17 protein-coding genes and 1 pseudogene are annotated in these 16,953 nt (G+C 32.9%); 17 read left to right on the top strand and 1 reads right to left on the bottom strand.

Annotated elements, in window-relative coordinates; all coding sequences use genetic code 11:
• Window positions 1–40 precede the first annotated feature (40 nt).
• From B0I10_RS12525 to B0I10_RS12470, 12 genes and pseudogenes are all read left to right on the top strand, one after another.
• A complete protein-coding gene (locus tag B0I10_RS12525) occupies window positions 41–970 on the top strand; it encodes a UDP-3-O-(3-hydroxymyristoyl)glucosamine N-acyltransferase (protein WP_112086854.1) in 930 nt (309 codons plus the stop codon).
• A gap of 1 nt (window position 971) precedes the next feature.
• Window positions 972–1,334: a nuclear transport factor 2 family protein gene (locus B0I10_RS12520; RefSeq protein ID WP_112086853.1), complete on the top strand. Its 363-nt coding sequence runs from the start codon at window positions 972–974 to the stop codon at window positions 1,332–1,334.
• A 110-nt stretch (window positions 1,335–1,444) separates the two neighbouring features.
• Window positions 1,445–2,317 carry a succinate--CoA ligase subunit alpha gene (gene sucD, locus B0I10_RS12515; RefSeq protein ID WP_112086852.1) on the top strand — a complete coding sequence of 291 codons (873 nt, stop codon included), beginning with the start codon at window positions 1,445–1,447 and terminating at the stop codon, window positions 2,315–2,317.
• 79 nt (window positions 2,318–2,396) lie between these two features.
• Window positions 2,397–2,825: a hypothetical protein gene (locus B0I10_RS12510; RefSeq protein WP_112086851.1), complete on the top strand. Its 429-nt coding sequence runs from the start codon at window positions 2,397–2,399 to the stop codon at window positions 2,823–2,825.
• A 138-nt stretch (window positions 2,826–2,963) separates the two neighbouring features.
• Window positions 2,964–3,497 carry a DUF1697 domain-containing protein gene (locus B0I10_RS12505; RefSeq protein WP_112086850.1) on the top strand — a complete coding sequence of 178 codons (534 nt, stop codon included), beginning with the start codon at window positions 2,964–2,966 and terminating at the stop codon, window positions 3,495–3,497.
• 122 nt (window positions 3,498–3,619) lie between these two features.
• Window positions 3,620–6,475, top strand: a complete 2,856-nt coding sequence (locus tag B0I10_RS12500; RefSeq protein WP_112086849.1) for a DUF7619 domain-containing protein — start codon at window positions 3,620–3,622, stop codon at window positions 6,473–6,475.
• A gap of 155 nt (window positions 6,476–6,630) precedes the next feature.
• Window positions 6,631–6,816: pseudogene (locus B0I10_RS12495) on the top strand (pirin-like C-terminal cupin domain-containing protein); the annotation flags it as partial.
• 22 nt (window positions 6,817–6,838) lie between these two features.
• A complete protein-coding gene (locus B0I10_RS12490; protein WP_112086847.1) occupies window positions 6,839–7,141 on the top strand; it encodes a hypothetical protein in 303 nt (100 codons plus the stop codon).
• 21 nt (window positions 7,142–7,162) lie between these two features.
• Window positions 7,163–7,987, top strand: coding sequence for a hypothetical protein (locus B0I10_RS12485; RefSeq protein WP_112086846.1), 825 nt, complete (start codon window positions 7,163–7,165; stop codon window positions 7,985–7,987).
• Window positions 7,988–8,106: 119 nt separating this feature from the next.
• On the top strand, window positions 8,107–8,853 hold the full coding sequence (gene fabG / locus B0I10_RS12480; protein ID WP_112086845.1) for a 3-oxoacyl-[acyl-carrier-protein] reductase: 747 nt from the start codon (window positions 8,107–8,109) through the stop codon (window positions 8,851–8,853).
• A 45-nt stretch (window positions 8,854–8,898) separates the two neighbouring features.
• Complete coding sequence (locus tag B0I10_RS12475; protein WP_112086844.1) at window positions 8,899–9,270, top strand: four helix bundle protein; 372 nt, start codon at window positions 8,899–8,901, stop codon at window positions 9,268–9,270.
• A gap of 58 nt (window positions 9,271–9,328) precedes the next feature.
• Complete coding sequence (locus B0I10_RS12470; RefSeq protein ID WP_112086843.1) at window positions 9,329–11,356, top strand: hypothetical protein; 2,028 nt, start codon at window positions 9,329–9,331, stop codon at window positions 11,354–11,356.
• On the opposite strand, the gene B0I10_RS12465 is transcribed toward B0I10_RS12470, so the two are convergent.
• Window positions 11,353–12,087, bottom strand: coding sequence for a YoaK family protein (locus B0I10_RS12465; RefSeq protein WP_112086842.1), 735 nt, complete (start codon window positions 12,085–12,087; stop codon window positions 11,353–11,355). The two genes, B0I10_RS12470 and B0I10_RS12465, sit on opposite strands and share 4 nt — an antisense overlap.
• A gap of 134 nt (window positions 12,088–12,221) precedes the next feature.
• On the opposite strand from B0I10_RS12465, the gene B0I10_RS12460 reads away from it, so the two are divergent.
• The 5 genes from B0I10_RS12460 to B0I10_RS12440 all read left to right on the top strand — a co-directional run bounded on the left by B0I10_RS12460 (window position 12,222) and on the right by B0I10_RS12440 (window position 16,950).
• Complete coding sequence (locus B0I10_RS12460) at window positions 12,222–12,656, top strand: thioredoxin family protein (RefSeq protein ID WP_112086841.1); 435 nt, start codon at window positions 12,222–12,224, stop codon at window positions 12,654–12,656.
• Window positions 12,657–13,643: an FAD:protein FMN transferase gene (locus B0I10_RS12455; RefSeq protein WP_112086840.1), complete on the top strand. Its 987-nt coding sequence runs from the start codon at window positions 12,657–12,659 to the stop codon at window positions 13,641–13,643.
• A 67-nt stretch (window positions 13,644–13,710) separates the two neighbouring features.
• Window positions 13,711–13,920, top strand: a complete 210-nt coding sequence (locus B0I10_RS12450) for a DUF4266 domain-containing protein (RefSeq protein WP_112086839.1) — start codon at window positions 13,711–13,713, stop codon at window positions 13,918–13,920.
• 50 nt (window positions 13,921–13,970) lie between these two features.
• Window positions 13,971–15,284, top strand: a complete 1,314-nt coding sequence (locus tag B0I10_RS12445) for a DUF3570 domain-containing protein (protein WP_112086838.1) — start codon at window positions 13,971–13,973, stop codon at window positions 15,282–15,284.
• A gap of 64 nt (window positions 15,285–15,348) precedes the next feature.
• Window positions 15,349–16,950 carry a hypothetical protein gene (locus B0I10_RS12440; protein WP_112086837.1) on the top strand — a complete coding sequence of 534 codons (1,602 nt, stop codon included), beginning with the start codon at window positions 15,349–15,351 and terminating at the stop codon, window positions 16,948–16,950.
• Window positions 16,951–16,953: the final 3 nt, after the last annotated feature.

Raw genomic sequence — 16,953 nt, 5'->3', positions numbered from 1 at the left:
CAAAAATCAATATCAATTTCAATAACAAATTTCAAGTTTTATGAAATTTCCAAAAACACATTCGCTCAAAGAAATAGCTCAAATTATTGGGAGTGAATTTGTAGGGGATGAAAATTTTCCGGTGCAAGGTATGAATGAAATTCATGTGGTTGAGCCCGGCGATATTGTATTTGTTGACCATCCGAAATATTACGATAAAGCTCTTCAATCGGCCGCAACTATTGTTCTAATTAATAAACAAGTGGATTGTCCGGACGGAAAAGCCTTGTTGATTTCTGACGATCCTTTTCGTGATTTTAATAAATTAACGAATCATTTTAGACCGTTTACCTATTCAAATGTATCGATTTCATCTTCTGCTCAAATTGGAGAAGGAACTCTGATTCAACCGAATTGTTTTATTGGAAATCATGTGAAAATCGGCAAAAATTGTCTCATTCATGCCAATGTTTCCATTTATGATCATTGTGTAATTGGTGACAACGTCGTCATTCAAGCCGGAACCATTTTAGGAGCTGATGCTTTTTATTACAAAAAGAGACCCGAAGGATTTGATCAATTGCTTTCCGGAGGTCGAGTAGTGGTGGAAGATAATGTCGGAATTGGTGCTTTGTGCACTGTTGACCGAGGTGTTACAGGCGACACAACCATTGGGGCCGGAACAAAAATTGACAATCAAGTGCATGTTGGTCACGATACCGTAATTGGTAAAAAATGCTTAATTGCCGCACAAACCGGAATTGCAGGTTGCGTAATCATTGAAGATGAAGTAACTTTATGGGGTCAAGTAGGAACGACAAGCGGAATCACAATTGGTTCAAAAGCGGTGATTATGGGACAAACCGGTGTTACGAAGTCTGTCGATGGCGGAAAAACCTATTTCGGTACACCAATCGAAGAATCACGTGAAAAGTTGAAACAATTAGCCAATATCAAACGTATACCGGAGATAATTGAAAAATTAAAATAAAATGAGTCCAAAAGAATTAGTTCAAGCGTTTTATAATTCTGATGCGTTGTATAACAGCAGCACATTGGAAACTTTTTTGCATCCTGATGTAATTTTAGAATGGAACAGCAGCAAAGGTTTTTTAAAAAAAGATCGAAACGAATTGATTCAGATGGCAAATGATTTAAAGATTGGGTATGAAACATTTGTGGTTCAAATTCATCAAATTTTAGCCGAAGATAATTTAGTTTCTGTCCACTATACTCATTTTGGAACAACAATTGAAAATCCGTCTCAAATAAATCGATTAGCTTATTTCTTTGTGATTTGGGAAATTGTTGACGGAAAATTGTTTCGAGGTTATCAAATGAGCCAATTACCTTAAAGAAAATCAACTGTATAGTAATTTTGCAAAAAAAATATAAAAAAGCATAAAAAAAGTAATCGAAAGAATTACTTTTGTAACTCGAAAATTAAACACAAACAAACACAATCATGAGCGTTTTAGTTAATAAAGATTCAAAAATAATTGTTCAAGGATTTACAGGAAGCGAAGGAACTTTCCATGCTTCACAAATGATTGAATACGGAACAAATGTAGTTGGTGGCGTTACACCGGGTAAAGGTGGTTCAACCCATTTAGACCGTCCGGTTTTCAATACCGTAAAAGATGCAGTTGAACAAGTGGGAGCAGACACAACCATCATTTTTGTTCCACCCGCTTTTGCTGCCGATGCCATTATGGAAGCTGCGGATGCCGGAATTAAAGTAATTATCACCATCACAGAAGGAATTCCTGTTGCGGATATGATTAAAGCATATGCTTATATTAAAACTAAAAACTGTCGATTAATCGGACCAAACTGTCCGGGTGTAATAACTCCGGGAGAAGCAAAAGTGGGCATCATGCCGGGCTTCGTTTTCAAAAAAGGAAATGTAGGAATTGTTTCAAAATCAGGAACATTAACCTATGAAGCGGCTGACCAAGTGGTAAAACAAGGTTTAGGAATAACGACAGCTATCGGAATTGGTGGCGATCCAATCATCGGAACTACAACCAAAGAAGCAGTTGAATTATTGATGAATGACCCGGAAACACATTGTATCGTAATGATTGGTGAAATCGGTGGTCAATTAGAAGCTGATGCTGCAAAATGGATCAAAGCCGACGGTAACCGCAAACCGGTTGTTGGTTTTATCGCAGGTGAAACAGCTCCAAAAGGAAGAACAATGGGGCACGCAGGTGCTATCGTTGGTGGTGCAGATGACACAGCAGAAGCGAAGAAAAGAATTATGAGAGAAAGCGGAATTCATGTAGTTGATTCACCAGCTGAGATTGGTAAAAAAGTAAAAGAAGTTTTAGGATAAACATTCAAAAATAGAAAGATATGATAAGCCTTGATTAGTCAGGGCTTATTTTTTTTAAATATAAAATAGAAGTATAGAAATGTATAAAGAACTAAGCAAATTTAAAAATAGTGGAAGTTTTCAATTCTCGTCAAACGATGATTTGGAAGTAGTTTGTAATGCTCCAAATGAGGCCAGTGGTGTTTTTTTGGTGTATGCCATTCAAGAAGAAAATAGAGAATTAATTATGGTTGGTTCTACCGGAACAGTTCAAAATGATGGAACGTTGAAAGCTAAAAACGGCGGCTTGTATGACAAAATCGTAAACGGACATCAATTTGCCAAAACCGCTCGAAAATATTCTTGGAAAACACAGTTAAAACTAGAAAAAATAGAAGCAGTTGAAGTGTTTTGGTATGAAACCTATAACAACAAAACCAAAGTAATTCCAACCTTTGTAGAAGGACAAATTTTACAATTGTTTTTGAAGGAAAATGCAAAGTTTCCGAAATGGAATGTGGCTTTTTAAAAGATTTAGTTAAAATTGAAAGAAGGTTTTCTGAGTAAGAAAACTTTTTTTGTTTAAATCCGTTCGACGAAATCCACTAATTTCACATCAAATTTAAAAATAGAATTACTATTTTTAATAAATCTTCAAACAATTCAAATGAAACACCTAGCACTATTACGTGGCATCAACGTATCCGGTCACAACATGATTAAAATGGATACTTTAAAAACCATCCTTGAAAATAGTGGATTTCAAAATGTGGAAACCTACGTTCAATCCGGAAATGTGTTTGTAGAATCGGAAGATGAAAATCCACAAAGTGTTGGTTTTACCATCAAACAAGAAATAGCTAAGCACCTTGGTTTTGATGTTCCGGTTATAGTAATTAGTAAAGCTGACTTAGAAAAATGCTTGACTAATAATCCGTTTTTCAAAGAAAAAGGAGTTGATATTAAGAAACTATATGTTGCCTTTATTTCAAAAGAATTGAACAATACTTTTTTGAACGAATTAAAAATAAGTCAATTCAAACCCGATGAAGCCTTTATTGATGGAAACCGAATCTACATGAAATTAGAAACCGGTGCAGGAAATACAAAATTGACTCAAAAATACATTGAAAAAAAGTTAAATGTAACCGCTACAAGCCGAAATTGGAATACGGTTAATAAGTTGATTGAGTTGTTTTAGGAGAGGTTAAAAGTTTAAATGGGACGAATTTTATAAACTTTACAGTAAATTAGTACAATTGTTAAAGTCTTTCCGTTTTTTGAAAGATTTTTTTTATATATTTGATTTTCAATTACTTTTTTATGAAAAAAATTTACACTTTAGTTTTGTTGGTTATTACTTTTTTAAATGGCAATGCCCAGATAATTAATATTCCTGATGCGGCTTTTAAAGCGAAGTTGTTGGAAGCGAGCCCAAGTAATCAAATTGCGTCGACACAAGCAGTTAATGCTAATGGTACTATTTATGTTTCAGGTTATAATAAAATTGATACAAATAATAATGGTGAAATTGAAGTCAGTGAAGTAATTAATATTAAATACTTAAATGTGGGCTTTTCATATATAAATAGCCTAGAAGGAATAAGCTCTTTTTCAGCTTTAGAGTATTTATTCTGTCATTATAATTCAATAACTAATTTGGATGTTTCGCAAAACAGTTCGTTAATAACTTTACAATGTAATTGGAATTTATTGTCAACATTAATATTACCAAATGGTCCATTATCTTATTTTAATTGTGAGTATAATCAATTAACAAATTTAGATATTTCACAAAATCAACAATTAAAATTACTTTATTGTTACAACAATCAATTATCTACATTAGATGTTTCTCAGAATCCTAACTTACTTTATTTGTCTTGCGAGTATAATCAATTAGATAATCTGGATGTTTCGCAAAACAGTTTGTTGATAAATTTAAATTGTAGTAATAATTTATTATCAACATTAACAACACAAAATAGTGCATTGTCTTCTTTATCTTGTGAAAATAATCAATTAACCAGCTTAGATGTTACGCAAAATACAGCTTTGGAAGATTTAAGTATTTTTTCCAATCAATTAACTACCTTAGATGTTACACAAAATATAGCTTTAGATTATTTATCATTAAATGATAATCAAGTAACTAACTTAGATGTTACACAAAATATAGCTTTGTCATATTTATTATGTGGTAACAATCAATTAACCAATTTAGATGTTTCACAAAATATAAATTTAATAAGCTTATTTTGTGATTCCAATCAATTAGCAACCTTAGATGTTACACAAAATATAGCTTTAGATTATTTATCATTAAATGATAATCAATTAACTACCTTAGATGTTACACAAAATATAGCTTTGTCAGATTTATCATGTGGTAACAATCAATTAACCAGTTTAGATGTTTCACAAAATATAAATTTAATGGGTTTATTTTGTGATTCAAATCAATTAACTAGTTTAGATGTAACACAAAATGTAGCTTTATCTGATTTAAGTTTTGATAACAATCAATTAACTACTTTAGATGTGTCGCAAAATCCAAATTTATATATTATATTCTGTAATTCAAATCAATTAACAACTTTAGATGTAACTCAAAATAGTAGATTATCCTATTTGGTATGTAATTATAATCAATTATCATCTTTATATATTAAAAATAATAATCAATTTTGGTTAGATTTAAACTTTGATGAAAATCCAAATTTAGAATATGTTTGTGCAAACGAAAATGATATTGCAATAGTTCAACAAAGAATCAATTCCTATGGATATACAAATTGCCATGTTAACAGTTATTGTTCTTTTGTACCAGGAGGATTATTCTACACTATACAAGGAAATACAAAGTATGATAGTAACAACGATGGTTGTGATGATTTAGATATAAATTATTCAAATTCGAATTTTACAATTTCAAATGGAGTAGCGACAGGATCATTAATTGTAGATACTTCTGGAAATTATTCAATTCCAGTTCAAGGAGGAAATCATACAATCACACCAGTTTTAGAAAACCCATCTTATTTTAATGTTTCTCCATCCTCAGTAACAATTAGTTTCCCATCCGAAACAAGTCCTTTTAATCAAGATTTTTGTGTCACCGCCAATGGCATAAAAAATGATTTAGAAATAACCATCATTCCCATACAAGTGGCTCGCCCAGGTTTTGATTCTAATTATAAAATAGTTTATAAAAACAAAGGAAATCAATTAGCAAATGGCACTCTTACTTTTAGTTTTGATGATATAATTATGGATTTGATTTCATCAATTCCTTCCCAAGATGGTTCAGGAACAAACATTTTAAATTGGAATTTTTCGGATTTAAATCCTTTTGAAACAAGAGAAATTAATTTAACTTTCAATATCAACTCACCAATGGAAACGCCTGCTGTTAATGGAGGTGATAGTTTAGTTTATACGGCCACTATTGTTGGAGCGACAGATGAAACACCAAATGACAATACATTTACATTAAACCAAACGGTAGTGAACTCCTTCGATCCAAACGACAAAACCTGTTTAGAAGGCAATACGATTTCCCCTGAGATGGTTGGTGAATACGTACATTACGTCATCCGATTTGAAAATACTGGAACTTTTGCTGCAGAAAATGTTGTAATTGCAGATGTTATTGACGCAACAAAATTTGAAATTAATACATTAATTCCACAAAGTAGTAGTCATAATTTCTTTACGAGAATTAATGGTAACAAAGTTGAATTCATTTTCGAAAACATTAATCTTCCTTTTGATGATGAAAATAACGATGGTTATGTAGCTTTCAAAATTAAAACGAAATCTAATTTGTTAGTGGGTAATACGTTTACCAATAAAGCGAATATTTATTTTGATTATAATTTTCCTATCATCACCAATACAACTTCCACAACGGTAACGGCTTTAAGCAATCAAGATTTTGATTTTGAAACTAACTTTACACTCTTTCCAAATCCGGCAAAAGATGTTATAAACATTAAAACAAAAAGCGAAATGGATGTAAACTCGGTTTCCATTTACAACACACTCGGACAAATTATAATGACAACCATTCATGCTGAAAATGGTGAAATAAATGTTTCAAACTTACAAACGGGAAGTTATTTTATAACCGTGTTTACAGATAAAGGTAGTTCAACAGCAAAATTTATTAAACAGTAAAAACACATTTTCTCTATTTAAAAGCTCTACTTCGATAGAGCTTTTTTTATTTCCATAATTTTTTATATTTTTATCAAGTGATAGTTTACATCCAAGCCTGCGACGATCATGTAGAAAAAGGAAATATGTAAGTTTTTAAAGCGTTAGATGCTTGTTCACTAACCATTCATCCCAATTCGCGCATCATTCTTTTTGGCGGACAACCGTTTGAGCAAGAACGCCACATATTTTGGAATTTTGTGGCTTCCGATGCATCAACCATAGAAAAAGCAAAAGAAAATTGGAAGAATAAAACCTTCCCTAGAGTTAAAAATGACAATACAGATGTTCCTCTTCCGTAAGGATTTTAATAAATTTAAATAAATGAACAACAATCAGCTTATCCAGAAGGTTTTTGATTTACAAAAAAGCAAAACCCTAAACTATCAAATCGATAAACTTTTAAATTCCAGCAATTTAAAAGAAGAGGAAATAATTCATATCAAAGAACAAGCCAATAAATTATACGCTCAATACAAAAGAGAGTTTATCATCAAAAGGAATAAAATTGTATTTTTTTCTGCTACAGCGTTAACAGTAATCACGATTTTAGTTTTCTTTATTTTGCTTCCAACCCAAAATATTGTTCAAAATGTGGGGATTCTTTCCATTTTTGGCACACTTTGATTGTGTCTCGGACTTTATTGCATGCTGTTTTTTTATAACTCATGGAAACCTGAAAAAATTGACGAAAATCCAACTTTAGATTTCAATTTTGGAAATTTCTTTTCCTTTTTTGGCTTATTAGCTGCGATTCCGGCTGTCATTTTTTATTTTTTAATCTCTTGGTTGATTGAAAGTGGAGCAGAAAAAAGACTACTAGAAACTAAAGTAGAAACAAAAGCGTTAGTGGTTAACGGAAATTATTACGAGGGAGGCGGAATCAGACGAAGACGACCCGATGAAGCAGAAATAACCGTAAAATTTAGAACAAAAGAGAATATGGTCATCAGTAGAACAATAGAAATTCCAACATATCAATTTCAACATTTTTATAAAGGCCAGCAGGTTGACATTATTTATTCAAGCGAAAATCCTAACAACATTATGCTTCTTAATTCAAAAGAAAGTTTGCAACAAGTGTATAAAACGGAAGAAAGAGAAGTGATTTTTAAAGATTTATTTGCTTTCCTAGAATTTTCAGACAATGAAATTCAAGACAATTTAAATAAAATTTCAACAGGCTGGGTGTATGATAAACAGCAACAAGGTTGGGTTAATGCGAGTAGACAATGTTATATAAAAAAATCGGAAGGAGCTATTTTCTATATTCCAAAACGAGAACTCATTATGTTATTGGATCATGATATTCGTAAAAATAAATTCAGAAGAGTTTTTGAAAACCAAGGCGGAATTTTGGCTCAATACGAAAATGAAAAATATATAATTCAAAAAATGTCAGAGCGATCTGGCAATAGCGTCACCGTTTTTTATTTAGTGATGCAAAATATTTCCAATGCATCAACAAAGTAGATAGCAATACGAATAACTTTAATTTACTTTTAACAACAAAACACGGTGTTTGCATTCAATTCTGCCAATAGAATTACTTATATTTGTCGTTTAAATCTAACAAAACAAACAAACATAGCATGAAATTATTAGAAGGAAAAGTAGCCATAATCACCGGAGCCAGTCGCGGAATTGGTAGCGGAATCGCTAAAGTTTTTGCTCAACACGGAGCAAATGTAGCATTCACTTACAGTTCGTCTGCAGAATCAGCTTTGGTATTAGAAAATGAATTAAACGCTCTAGGAATCAAAGCCAAAGGATACAAATCAAACGCAGCCGATTTTAACGAAGCTCAAAAATTAGCAGAAGATGTCATGGCAGAATTCGGCACCATCGATATTTTAATCAACAACGCCGGAATCACGAAAGACAACCTTTTAATGAGAATGTCCGAAGAAGATTTCGATAAAGTCATCGAAATCAACCTAAAATCGGTTTTCAATATGACCAAAGCCGTTCAGAAAATTATGTTGAAAAACCGTAAAGGTTCCATCGTGAACATGAGTTCGGTGGTAGGGGTAAAAGGAAATGCAGGTCAAGCCAATTACGCTGCTTCAAAAGCCGGAATGATTGGTTTTACGAAGTCAATTGCGTTAGAATTAGGTTCGCGAAACATCCGTTGCAACGCCATCGCACCCGGATTCATCGAAACCGAAATGACCGGAAAATTAAACGAAGAAGTCGTGCAAGGCTGGAGAGATTCCATTCCTTTAAAACGTGGCGGATCACCGGAAGATGTGGCCAACGCTTGTCTTTTCCTAGCTTCTGATTTGAGTGCCTACGTAACCGGACAAGTGATGAACGTGGATGGAGGAATGTTGACTTAGGGAGTTTAAAAGTTTATGGGTTTATAAGTTTAAAAGGTATTACTTATGAGGATATTCAGTTTTGAAAAGTTAATAGCTTGGCAAAAAGGAAGAGAATTGGCTCTTTTAATTTATAAAACAACAAAACAATTTCCGAAAGAAGAAATATTTGGTTTAACAAGTCAAATGAGACGTTGTTCCATTTCCATCGCATCAAATTTAGCTGAAGGTTCTGGAAGACAATCTTTAAAAGAAAAAGCTAGATTTTCTGAAATTGCCTACAGTTCATCATTAGAATTATTAAATCAAGTCATTTTGTCTAACGATTTTGAATACATCAATGAAAATGATTATTTAAGTTTAAGAGAAAAAATAGCTGAAGTTAATATGTTAATTGATGGTTTATACAAATCACAAATTAAAAATTTGGAACACTAATTTAACCTCAATCCCTTTTAACCTTTTAAACCTTTAACCTCTTAAACTTTAGCAATAAATGACCACAACCACCGTCCTTTTACTCATACTTTCAGTATTATTAGCCGGAGGAGTATCATTTTTTCAATATTTCTATAAAGCCAAAACCCATTCAAAAATCAATTGGTTCTTGGCTTTTTTGCGTTTCATTGCGATTTTCGGATTATTGGTTTTATTAATCAACCCAATTCTTACCCGAAAATCATTCGAAACCATCAAGATTCCGTTACCAATTGTTGTCGATAATTCGTCATCAATTACCGAATTAAATTCCAATGAATCAGCGTTAGAAGTTTACAAAAAACTGACTTCCAATTCCGCTTTACAAGAAAAATACGAAGTACAATCCTATCAGTTTTCTAGCGAATTGGAATCTTTGGAAACCTATGACTTCAAAGGAACCCAAACCCGAATCGATGGCGTAGGCAAAGGACTGAAGAGCATCCACAAAAGTGTCAACCATCCCACCGTTATCATTACCGACGGAAATCAAACACAAGGAAACGATTACATTTATTCATTCGACGAAAATAAAGCCGTTTACCCAATTGTTTTGGGCGATACGACTTCGGTTTTAGATTTAAAAATCAGCCAGCTTAACGTCAACAAATATGCTTTTCTAAAAAATAAGTTTCCCGTAGAAGTATTTGTCAACTATTCCGGAAACAAAAATATGAATGCCACTTTTTCTATTTCACAAGGAAATTCAGTTTTGAGCAAGCAAAATGTGAGCTTTTCATCCCGTCAAAAATCACAATTAATCACTGTTTTATTACCCGCCGAAAAAGTAGGCGTTCAAGTTTTTAAAGCAACTATTTCTTCATCAGAACCTGAAAAAAATACGTATAATAATACCAAAAATTTTGCGGTTGAAATCATTGATCAAAAATCGGAAATTGCTATTATTTCTTCAATAAATCATCCGGATATCGGAGCGTTAAAACGTGCGATTGAATCAAATCAACAACGTAAAGTAACCATTGTTAAACCGAATCAAATCAATTCGTTACAAGATTTTAATGTGTTGATTTTGTATCAACCAATCTCCGAATTCAAGTCAGTTTTCGAAAAGAATGTGCTAGCTAATTTGAATACTTGGATCATCACCGGATTACATACCGATTTCACTTTTTTAAATCAACAACAATCGACGTTTGATTTCAAAATGAGTGGTCAACAAGAAGATTATTTGGCTACTTTTTCTACACAGTTCAATCTTTTTGCTATTGATAATATTGGTTTTGAAAATTTTCCACCGTTGCAAAATCCCTTCGGGACAATTACATCCAAATCAGCTTTCGAAAAATTACTTGGAGCCAGAATTCGTAATGTAGAACTTGATTCGCCAATTTTAGCCTACACCGAAAATCAAGGCAAAAGAACCGCCTTTTTGTTTGGTGAAAATAGTTGGAAATGGCGTTTGCAAAGCCATATCGACCAACAAAGTTTTGAAAAATTTGATGTGTTTATTGATAAAACGATTCAATTTTTAGCTTCCAACAACGCTAGAAAATCATTGGTTGTCACGCACGAAAATTTCTATAATTCTGGCGATGCTATCGAAATAAATGCTCAATTTTTCAATAAAAATTATGAGTTTGATGACAATGCTCGTTTATCCATCACGGTAAAAAACAAAGCGACCAATCAAACCAAATCGTATGATTTATTGAAATCAACCAATTCATATAAAGTAAATTTAGACGGACTTTCAGCCGGAAATTATTCATTTACTGTTACCGAAAACAACACCAAAACTTCCTATTCCGGCTTTTTTGAAGTTTTAGATTTTGATATTGAAAAGCAATTTGTGAATCCTGATTATGCTAAACTAAATCAATTAGCCAATCAAACCAATGGAAAATCATTTCTCGCTAATCAAACCGACGAATTGATTGCAATGTTATTGGCGAACGAAAACTACAAACCCATCCAAAAAGAAATCGTCAAAAAAACGCCCATTATTGATTGGATTTGGTTGTTAATCATTATCGCTTTAGCCCTGACTTCGGAGTGGTTTATTAGAAAGTATAACGGTTTACTTTAATTTTTTCTGAAAATTTTTCGTTTCAAAATATAATATTGAAATCGTAAATAATCAAAATAAATTGCCATTATTAACAAAGCACTAGCTACAAGAAGCGTTTTCAGTTCAAAATATTTGAATAAAATTCCGCCAATCAATCCTCCTGCAAAGAAAAAGGTGATAATTGCCAAACGCAACGTAATGTTTTTTTCTAACACTACTTTTTTTCGTTCATTATTTTTGAAGAAAAGCTGCGATAAATCGATTCCTAAATCAGTTAGAAGTCCGGTAAGGTGCGTAGTTCTTACCACAGATTTTGAAACATTGGTGACCAAAGCATTTTGAATTCCCATCGCTAACAGTAAAGCATAGGCAATATACTGACTGTTAAATAGGTTTAAATTTTTTTCAAAAAAAGTTAAAGCGACAAAAGTGATCAACACTATTTCTAAAAGTAAAGGATAAAAGTGGGGATTTTTATTTTTATTTTTTAAAGCTAATTCAGTCAAAAAATTAGAAATAAATGCTCCTAGTAAAAAGCACATGGTAAAAAGTAAAAAAACCAGTCCGGTGGCATAATCTTTCCCAGCTATTTCTTCGGAAAAAAAAGCAATATGCCCGGTTACATTAGTGGTTAATACGCCTAATGCTAACAATCCACAAATATTTACAATCCCCGCAACCATTGAAAGTGTGGTCGCTAAACGAATGTTGTGTTTAAAAGTTCGGCTATTTCCTAGATGTCTGAACATTTTTTATCAAAGATAAAATGTATTGCTCCAAAACGGTTAGCGATAGTCATTTAATTTTTAAGATTTGCTTAAGATGTGTCTTTCCATGTAATTTATTCATAAATGTGCAGTTATTTTGTTATAAATTTTAAGATATGAAAAGATTAATTTTAATTGTTTTTTTAATAACAAATTCATTTTCACAAGCCCAAAACTGGCAAACCAATTTTGAAGAGGCAAAATCTATTGCTACCAAAGATAATAAAAATATTGTCTTAGTTTTTTCAGGTTCTGATTGGTGTGCTCCCTGTATGAAATTAGAAAAGAACATTTGGATGTCAGATGAGTTTAAAGCGGAGGCAAATAAAAGTTGGGTCAGTTATAAAGCCGACTTTCCAAAGAAAAAAGCCAATCAATTAACTCCGGAACTAACAGAACAAAACAAAAAATTGGCTGAAAAGTATAACAAAGGAGGAAGTTTCCCTTTAGTTGTTTTGTTAGATAAAAATGGAAAAGTGCTAGGAATGACCGGATTCAAAAATGTATCACCTACAGAATATATAGCGATGATTAAAAAATTCGAGAAGTAAATGAAATCGATTCTTCTATATTGTAGTCTTTTCTTTTTGTGGAATTCTTCCGCTCAAATCATTCATACCAAAAAGACATTTATGCTTGGTAGTCCTTTTGAAATGACCGTTGTGGCTAAAGATACTGTTCAAGGAAATCAATTTATTAACCAAGCCATTGAAGAAGTCAAACGTATTGAAAATTTAATTTCCGATTGGTTTCCAACCACACAAATTTCCAAAGTCAATCAAAATGCCGGAATTTCTCCTGTAAAAGTGGATGAAGAAGTTTTTGAATTGATTGAAAGAGCCATTAAAATTTCGAAATTAACAAACGGAGCTTTTGATATTTCCTATGCTTCCATGGATAAAATTTGGAAGTTCGATGGAAGCATGAAAGAAATGCCTGCGCAAGAAGCTATCAAAAATTCAGTTGCCAAAGTAGGTTATCAAAATATTATCCTAAATGAAAATGAATCGACAATTTTTCTAAAAAACAAAGGAATGAAACTCGGTTTAGGTGGTATTGGTCAAGGTTATATTGCCGATAGAGTCAAAGCTTTATTAATCGAAAACGGCTGTAAATCTGGAATTGTAAATGTCTCTGGTGACATCTTTGCCTGGGGAAAACAACCTGATGGAAAACCGTGGACAGTTGCTATTGTAAATCCAATGAATAAAAATAAAGTGTTTGCTACTTTTCCTTTGGAAGACAGTGCAGTGGAAACTTCCGGTACCTATGAAAAATTTGTCACTTTCAACGGAAAACGTTATTCACACATTATAGATCCAAGAACAGGTTATCCTGCTACCGGAATTGTAGGTGTATCGGTTTTTGCAAAAACCACAGAACTAGCCGATGCACTGGCTACCGGAATTTTCGTGCTCGGCATTGATGTCGGAATCGATTTAGTCAACCAAATCAACGGAATCGAATGCATCATTGTAGATGATAAAGGTGTGGTGCATACTTCTAAAAATATTGACCTGAAGAAATTCAACAATTAATAATATCAAAGTAATTTTTTTTAAATTTTTATAAATCTGTGTCATCTGTGTTCAAATAATTATCAAAATGAAAAATATAATAATTCTTGCCCTAATTCTAATCGCATTACAATCCTGCAATTCAGTAAAAGAATACGAAAAAGAAAAAATCAACGATGCCGACATGAAATTAGCCGCTCGATCGTCAGAACGTTTTGAAACCAATTTTCAAGTTTATCGCGAAGCAGCAGCCGGAGCCAATGGTGGCAAGACCGGCGGTGGTTGCGGATGTAATTAGTTTAAAAGTTTAAAAGGTTAAGTGGTTAAAACAATTTGAAATACATTTTTATGAAAAATATAAGTTTTATTTTTCTTCTATTTATTACTGCAATAGGGTTTGCTCAAGAACAAGATTCAACACTCGTGTTCAAAAAAAGAGTGCTCGAATCAGTTGAAGTCGATTTTTTAATGAGTTATTATAAACAAGACGGAATTCATTCAGCGGTTTCCGGTGGAAAAGGAATGGAAGAATTAACCGACATTACACCAACCATTGTTGTTTCTGTTCCATTAAACGACGACGATGTGTTAACGGTTGACATGGGAATTTCGGCCTATTCATCGGCTTCGTCAGGAAATATCAATCCGTTTGATAGTGCTACTCCAAGTCCGTGGCAAGCGAGTTCCGGTGCTTCTGCACAAGATGTTTTAACTACGTTGGTCGTCAATTACAGTCATAGTTCGGATGATCGAAATACGATTTGGAATGCACACCTTTCCGGTTCGATAGAATATGATTACTCTTCCATTGGATTTGGTGGTGGATTAACCAAATTATTTAACGATAAAAATACTGAAGTAGGTATCGCAGCTAATGTTTATTTAGATACATGGAAACCTATTTATCCGAAAGAATTGCAAGATTTTGCCGATAACGGAAATACATTAAACGGTGGAATTTTTGATGATTTTTCAATCACTGGAAATACAGATTATAACCCAAACCGTTTTGTTTTTCAACCGATGAAAAACAGAAATTCTTTTGCTCTTTCTTTCAGTTTTTCTCAAGTACTAAATAAGAAAACACAGCTTTCAATTTTTGTAGATGTTTTGCAACAGCAAGGCTTGCTTTCTACTCCGTATCAACGCGTTTATTTTGCCGATGTGAGTGATTCGTTTATCAATGAATTTCAATTAGCGGATGATATTGAACGATTGCCGGACAGTCGATTTAAATTGCCAATCGGTGCTCGATTGAATTATTATATCAATGAAAAATTGGTTTTCAGAACCTATTACCGCTTTTATGCTGACAATTGGGGAATCAGTTCGCATACAGCAAGTATCGAATTGCCGTACAAAATAACTGACCGATTTACTGTTTTTCCCATGTATCGTTTTTACACACAATCCAAATCGAAGTATTTTGCTCCACACGAACAACATCTTTCGACCCAACAATATTATACTTCCGATTATGATTTATCAACATTTGATGCCCATCAATACGGATTTGGTGTCAATTATACCGATATCTTTACAACGTCTAAAATTTGGAAGTTTGGCATAAAAAATATTGATTTAAGATATAATCATTATTCTAGAAGTGATGGGTTGAAGGCGAATATTGTTTCCTTCGGAATTAAATTTGTCATGCAATAGTTATGTAACATTAGTTACAAAAAAAAATGTTAAAATGAAGTAATTTTGAGGAAAACCTAATCACATGAAAACTATTTTTTACACAGCACTTTTTTTTGTTTTTACACAGTTTACAGTTGCCCAAAATGACTTTAATTATTCATTAGAAATCAACCCAATAACCATTAATGGTCTTCCTGGTTTACATTCTTTTTCTTTTGGTCAAGACAACGGAAAATGGCTAATTATTGGCGGAAGATTAGATGGTTTGCATGCCCGGCAACCCTTTAACGCTTTTCCGGCATCCAATAACAATACAACTATTTTTGTGGTCGATAAGTCAACGCAACAAAGTTGGTCTGTTTCACTTTCAACTCTTCCGGTTGGAATTCGGGAACAGCTCCAATCGACCAACATGAATTTCTATCAAGATGGCTCAACACTTTATATTATTGGAGGTTATGCTTTTTCAACAACCGCTAATGATCACATTACGTTTGATAAATTAACAGCCATCGATGTCCCGGGATTAATCAACGCAATCATAAATAATACACCAGTCACACCATTTTTTAAACAAACGACTCATTCATTATTTGCTGTAACTGGCGGACAATTGGGAAAAATAGATAACGTTTTTTATTTAATCGGTGGACATCGATTTGATGGTCGCTATAATCCGATGGGTAATCCGACTTTTACGCAGAATTATTCTAATCAAATTAGAAAATTTACCATTGATAATTCTGGAAGTCAATTGAGTTTTTCTCTGATAGAACAAATTACCGACCCGATTCATTTGCACAGAAGAGATTATAACTTAGTGCCGCAAGTTTTTCCGGATGGTGAGTTAGGCTACACCATTTCTTCCGGTGTTTTTCAAATTAATCAAGACTTACCTTTTTTGTATCCTGTGGATATTAAAGCGGAGGGACATTTTCCTCAAACCGGTTTTAATCAATATTTGAGTAATTATCATAGTGGAAAAGTAGGATTATATGAAGTAAACGCCAACAACATGCATAGTTTGTTTTTTGGTGGAATGAGTCAATATTATTACAATGGAACGACCTTAGTACAAGATAATTTAGTTCCTTTTGTGAAAACCATTAGTCGAGTGACAAGAAATGAAAATGGCGTGTTATCAGAACATCAATTTCCGGTTGAAATGCCCTTGTTAAGCGGTGCTGGTGCAGAATTCATTCAAAATTTAGATCTGCCTCATTGTACAAATGAAGTAATAAAATTAGACGATATTGATGAGGAAGAATTTGTTATTGGTCATCTGGTGGGAGGAATTCATAGTAATAGCTTGAATCCTTTTTCCGCTAATCAAACCAGTACCACTTCTGCAAGTCCAACAGTTTACGAAATAAAGTTAACCAGACAAGAGGATTTATCAATTGCTGTAAACCAAAACACGAATCCTTTTAGCGTAAAAATAGCTCCAAATCCAATCAAAGGAAAAAAAATAAATGTTGAATTTTATATTCCATACCACGGTGATGTTGCGTATTTTATTACATCATTAGATGGTAAAATGGTGAGTGAAGGTGAAATTGTCGATTTTGAAGTGGGTTCAAATAAATTTGATTTTCAGTTGAACCAAAAAATGTCAGAAACCTTCATTATTACCTTTGTTTTTGATAATAAATTCTATAATTCACAAAAAATAGTGGTTCAATAAACC

The sequence above is a fragment of the Flavobacterium lacus genome (assembly GCF_003268815.1).
Lineage (GTDB): Bacteria > Bacteroidota > Bacteroidia > Flavobacteriales > Flavobacteriaceae > Flavobacterium > Flavobacterium lacus.
The sequence above is the reverse complement of the archived record's forward strand: the minus strand, read 5'-3'. Positions and strand labels throughout refer to the sequence as shown.

Excerpts from the sequence above, each read along its gene's own strand:
- B0I10_RS12525 (WP_112086854.1), top strand. The coding sequence starts at position 41 with ATGAAATTTCCAAAAACACATTCGCTCAAAGAAATAGCTCAAATTATT.
- B0I10_RS12520 (WP_112086853.1), top strand. The coding sequence starts at position 972 with ATGAGTCCAAAAGAATTAGTTCAAGCGTTTTATAATTCTGATGCGTTG.
- sucD (WP_112086852.1), top strand. The coding sequence starts at position 1,445 with ATGAGCGTTTTAGTTAATAAAGATTCAAAAATAATTGTTCAAGGATTT.
- B0I10_RS12510 (WP_112086851.1), top strand. The coding sequence starts at position 2,397 with ATGTATAAAGAACTAAGCAAATTTAAAAATAGTGGAAGTTTTCAATTC.
- B0I10_RS12505 (WP_112086850.1), top strand. The coding sequence starts at position 2,964 with ATGAAACACCTAGCACTATTACGTGGCATCAACGTATCCGGTCACAAC.
- B0I10_RS12500 (WP_112086849.1), top strand. The coding sequence starts at position 3,620 with ATGAAAAAAATTTACACTTTAGTTTTGTTGGTTATTACTTTTTTAAAT.
- B0I10_RS12490 (WP_112086847.1), top strand. The coding sequence starts at position 6,839 with ATGAACAACAATCAGCTTATCCAGAAGGTTTTTGATTTACAAAAAAGC.
- B0I10_RS12485 (WP_112086846.1), top strand. The coding sequence starts at position 7,163 with ATGCTGTTTTTTTATAACTCATGGAAACCTGAAAAAATTGACGAAAAT.
- fabG (WP_112086845.1), top strand. The coding sequence starts at position 8,107 with ATGAAATTATTAGAAGGAAAAGTAGCCATAATCACCGGAGCCAGTCGC.
- B0I10_RS12475 (WP_112086844.1), top strand. The coding sequence starts at position 8,899 with ATGAGGATATTCAGTTTTGAAAAGTTAATAGCTTGGCAAAAAGGAAGA.
- B0I10_RS12470 (WP_112086843.1), top strand. The coding sequence starts at position 9,329 with ATGACCACAACCACCGTCCTTTTACTCATACTTTCAGTATTATTAGCC.
- B0I10_RS12465 (WP_112086842.1), bottom strand. The coding sequence starts at position 12,087 with ATGTTCAGACATCTAGGAAATAGCCGAACTTTTAAACACAACATTCGT.
- B0I10_RS12460 (WP_112086841.1), top strand. The coding sequence starts at position 12,222 with ATGAAAAGATTAATTTTAATTGTTTTTTTAATAACAAATTCATTTTCA.
- B0I10_RS12455 (WP_112086840.1), top strand. The coding sequence starts at position 12,657 with ATGAAATCGATTCTTCTATATTGTAGTCTTTTCTTTTTGTGGAATTCT.
- B0I10_RS12450 (WP_112086839.1), top strand. The coding sequence starts at position 13,711 with ATGAAAAATATAATAATTCTTGCCCTAATTCTAATCGCATTACAATCC.
- B0I10_RS12445 (WP_112086838.1), top strand. The coding sequence starts at position 13,971 with ATGAAAAATATAAGTTTTATTTTTCTTCTATTTATTACTGCAATAGGG.
- B0I10_RS12440 (WP_112086837.1), top strand. The coding sequence starts at position 15,349 with ATGAAAACTATTTTTTACACAGCACTTTTTTTTGTTTTTACACAGTTT.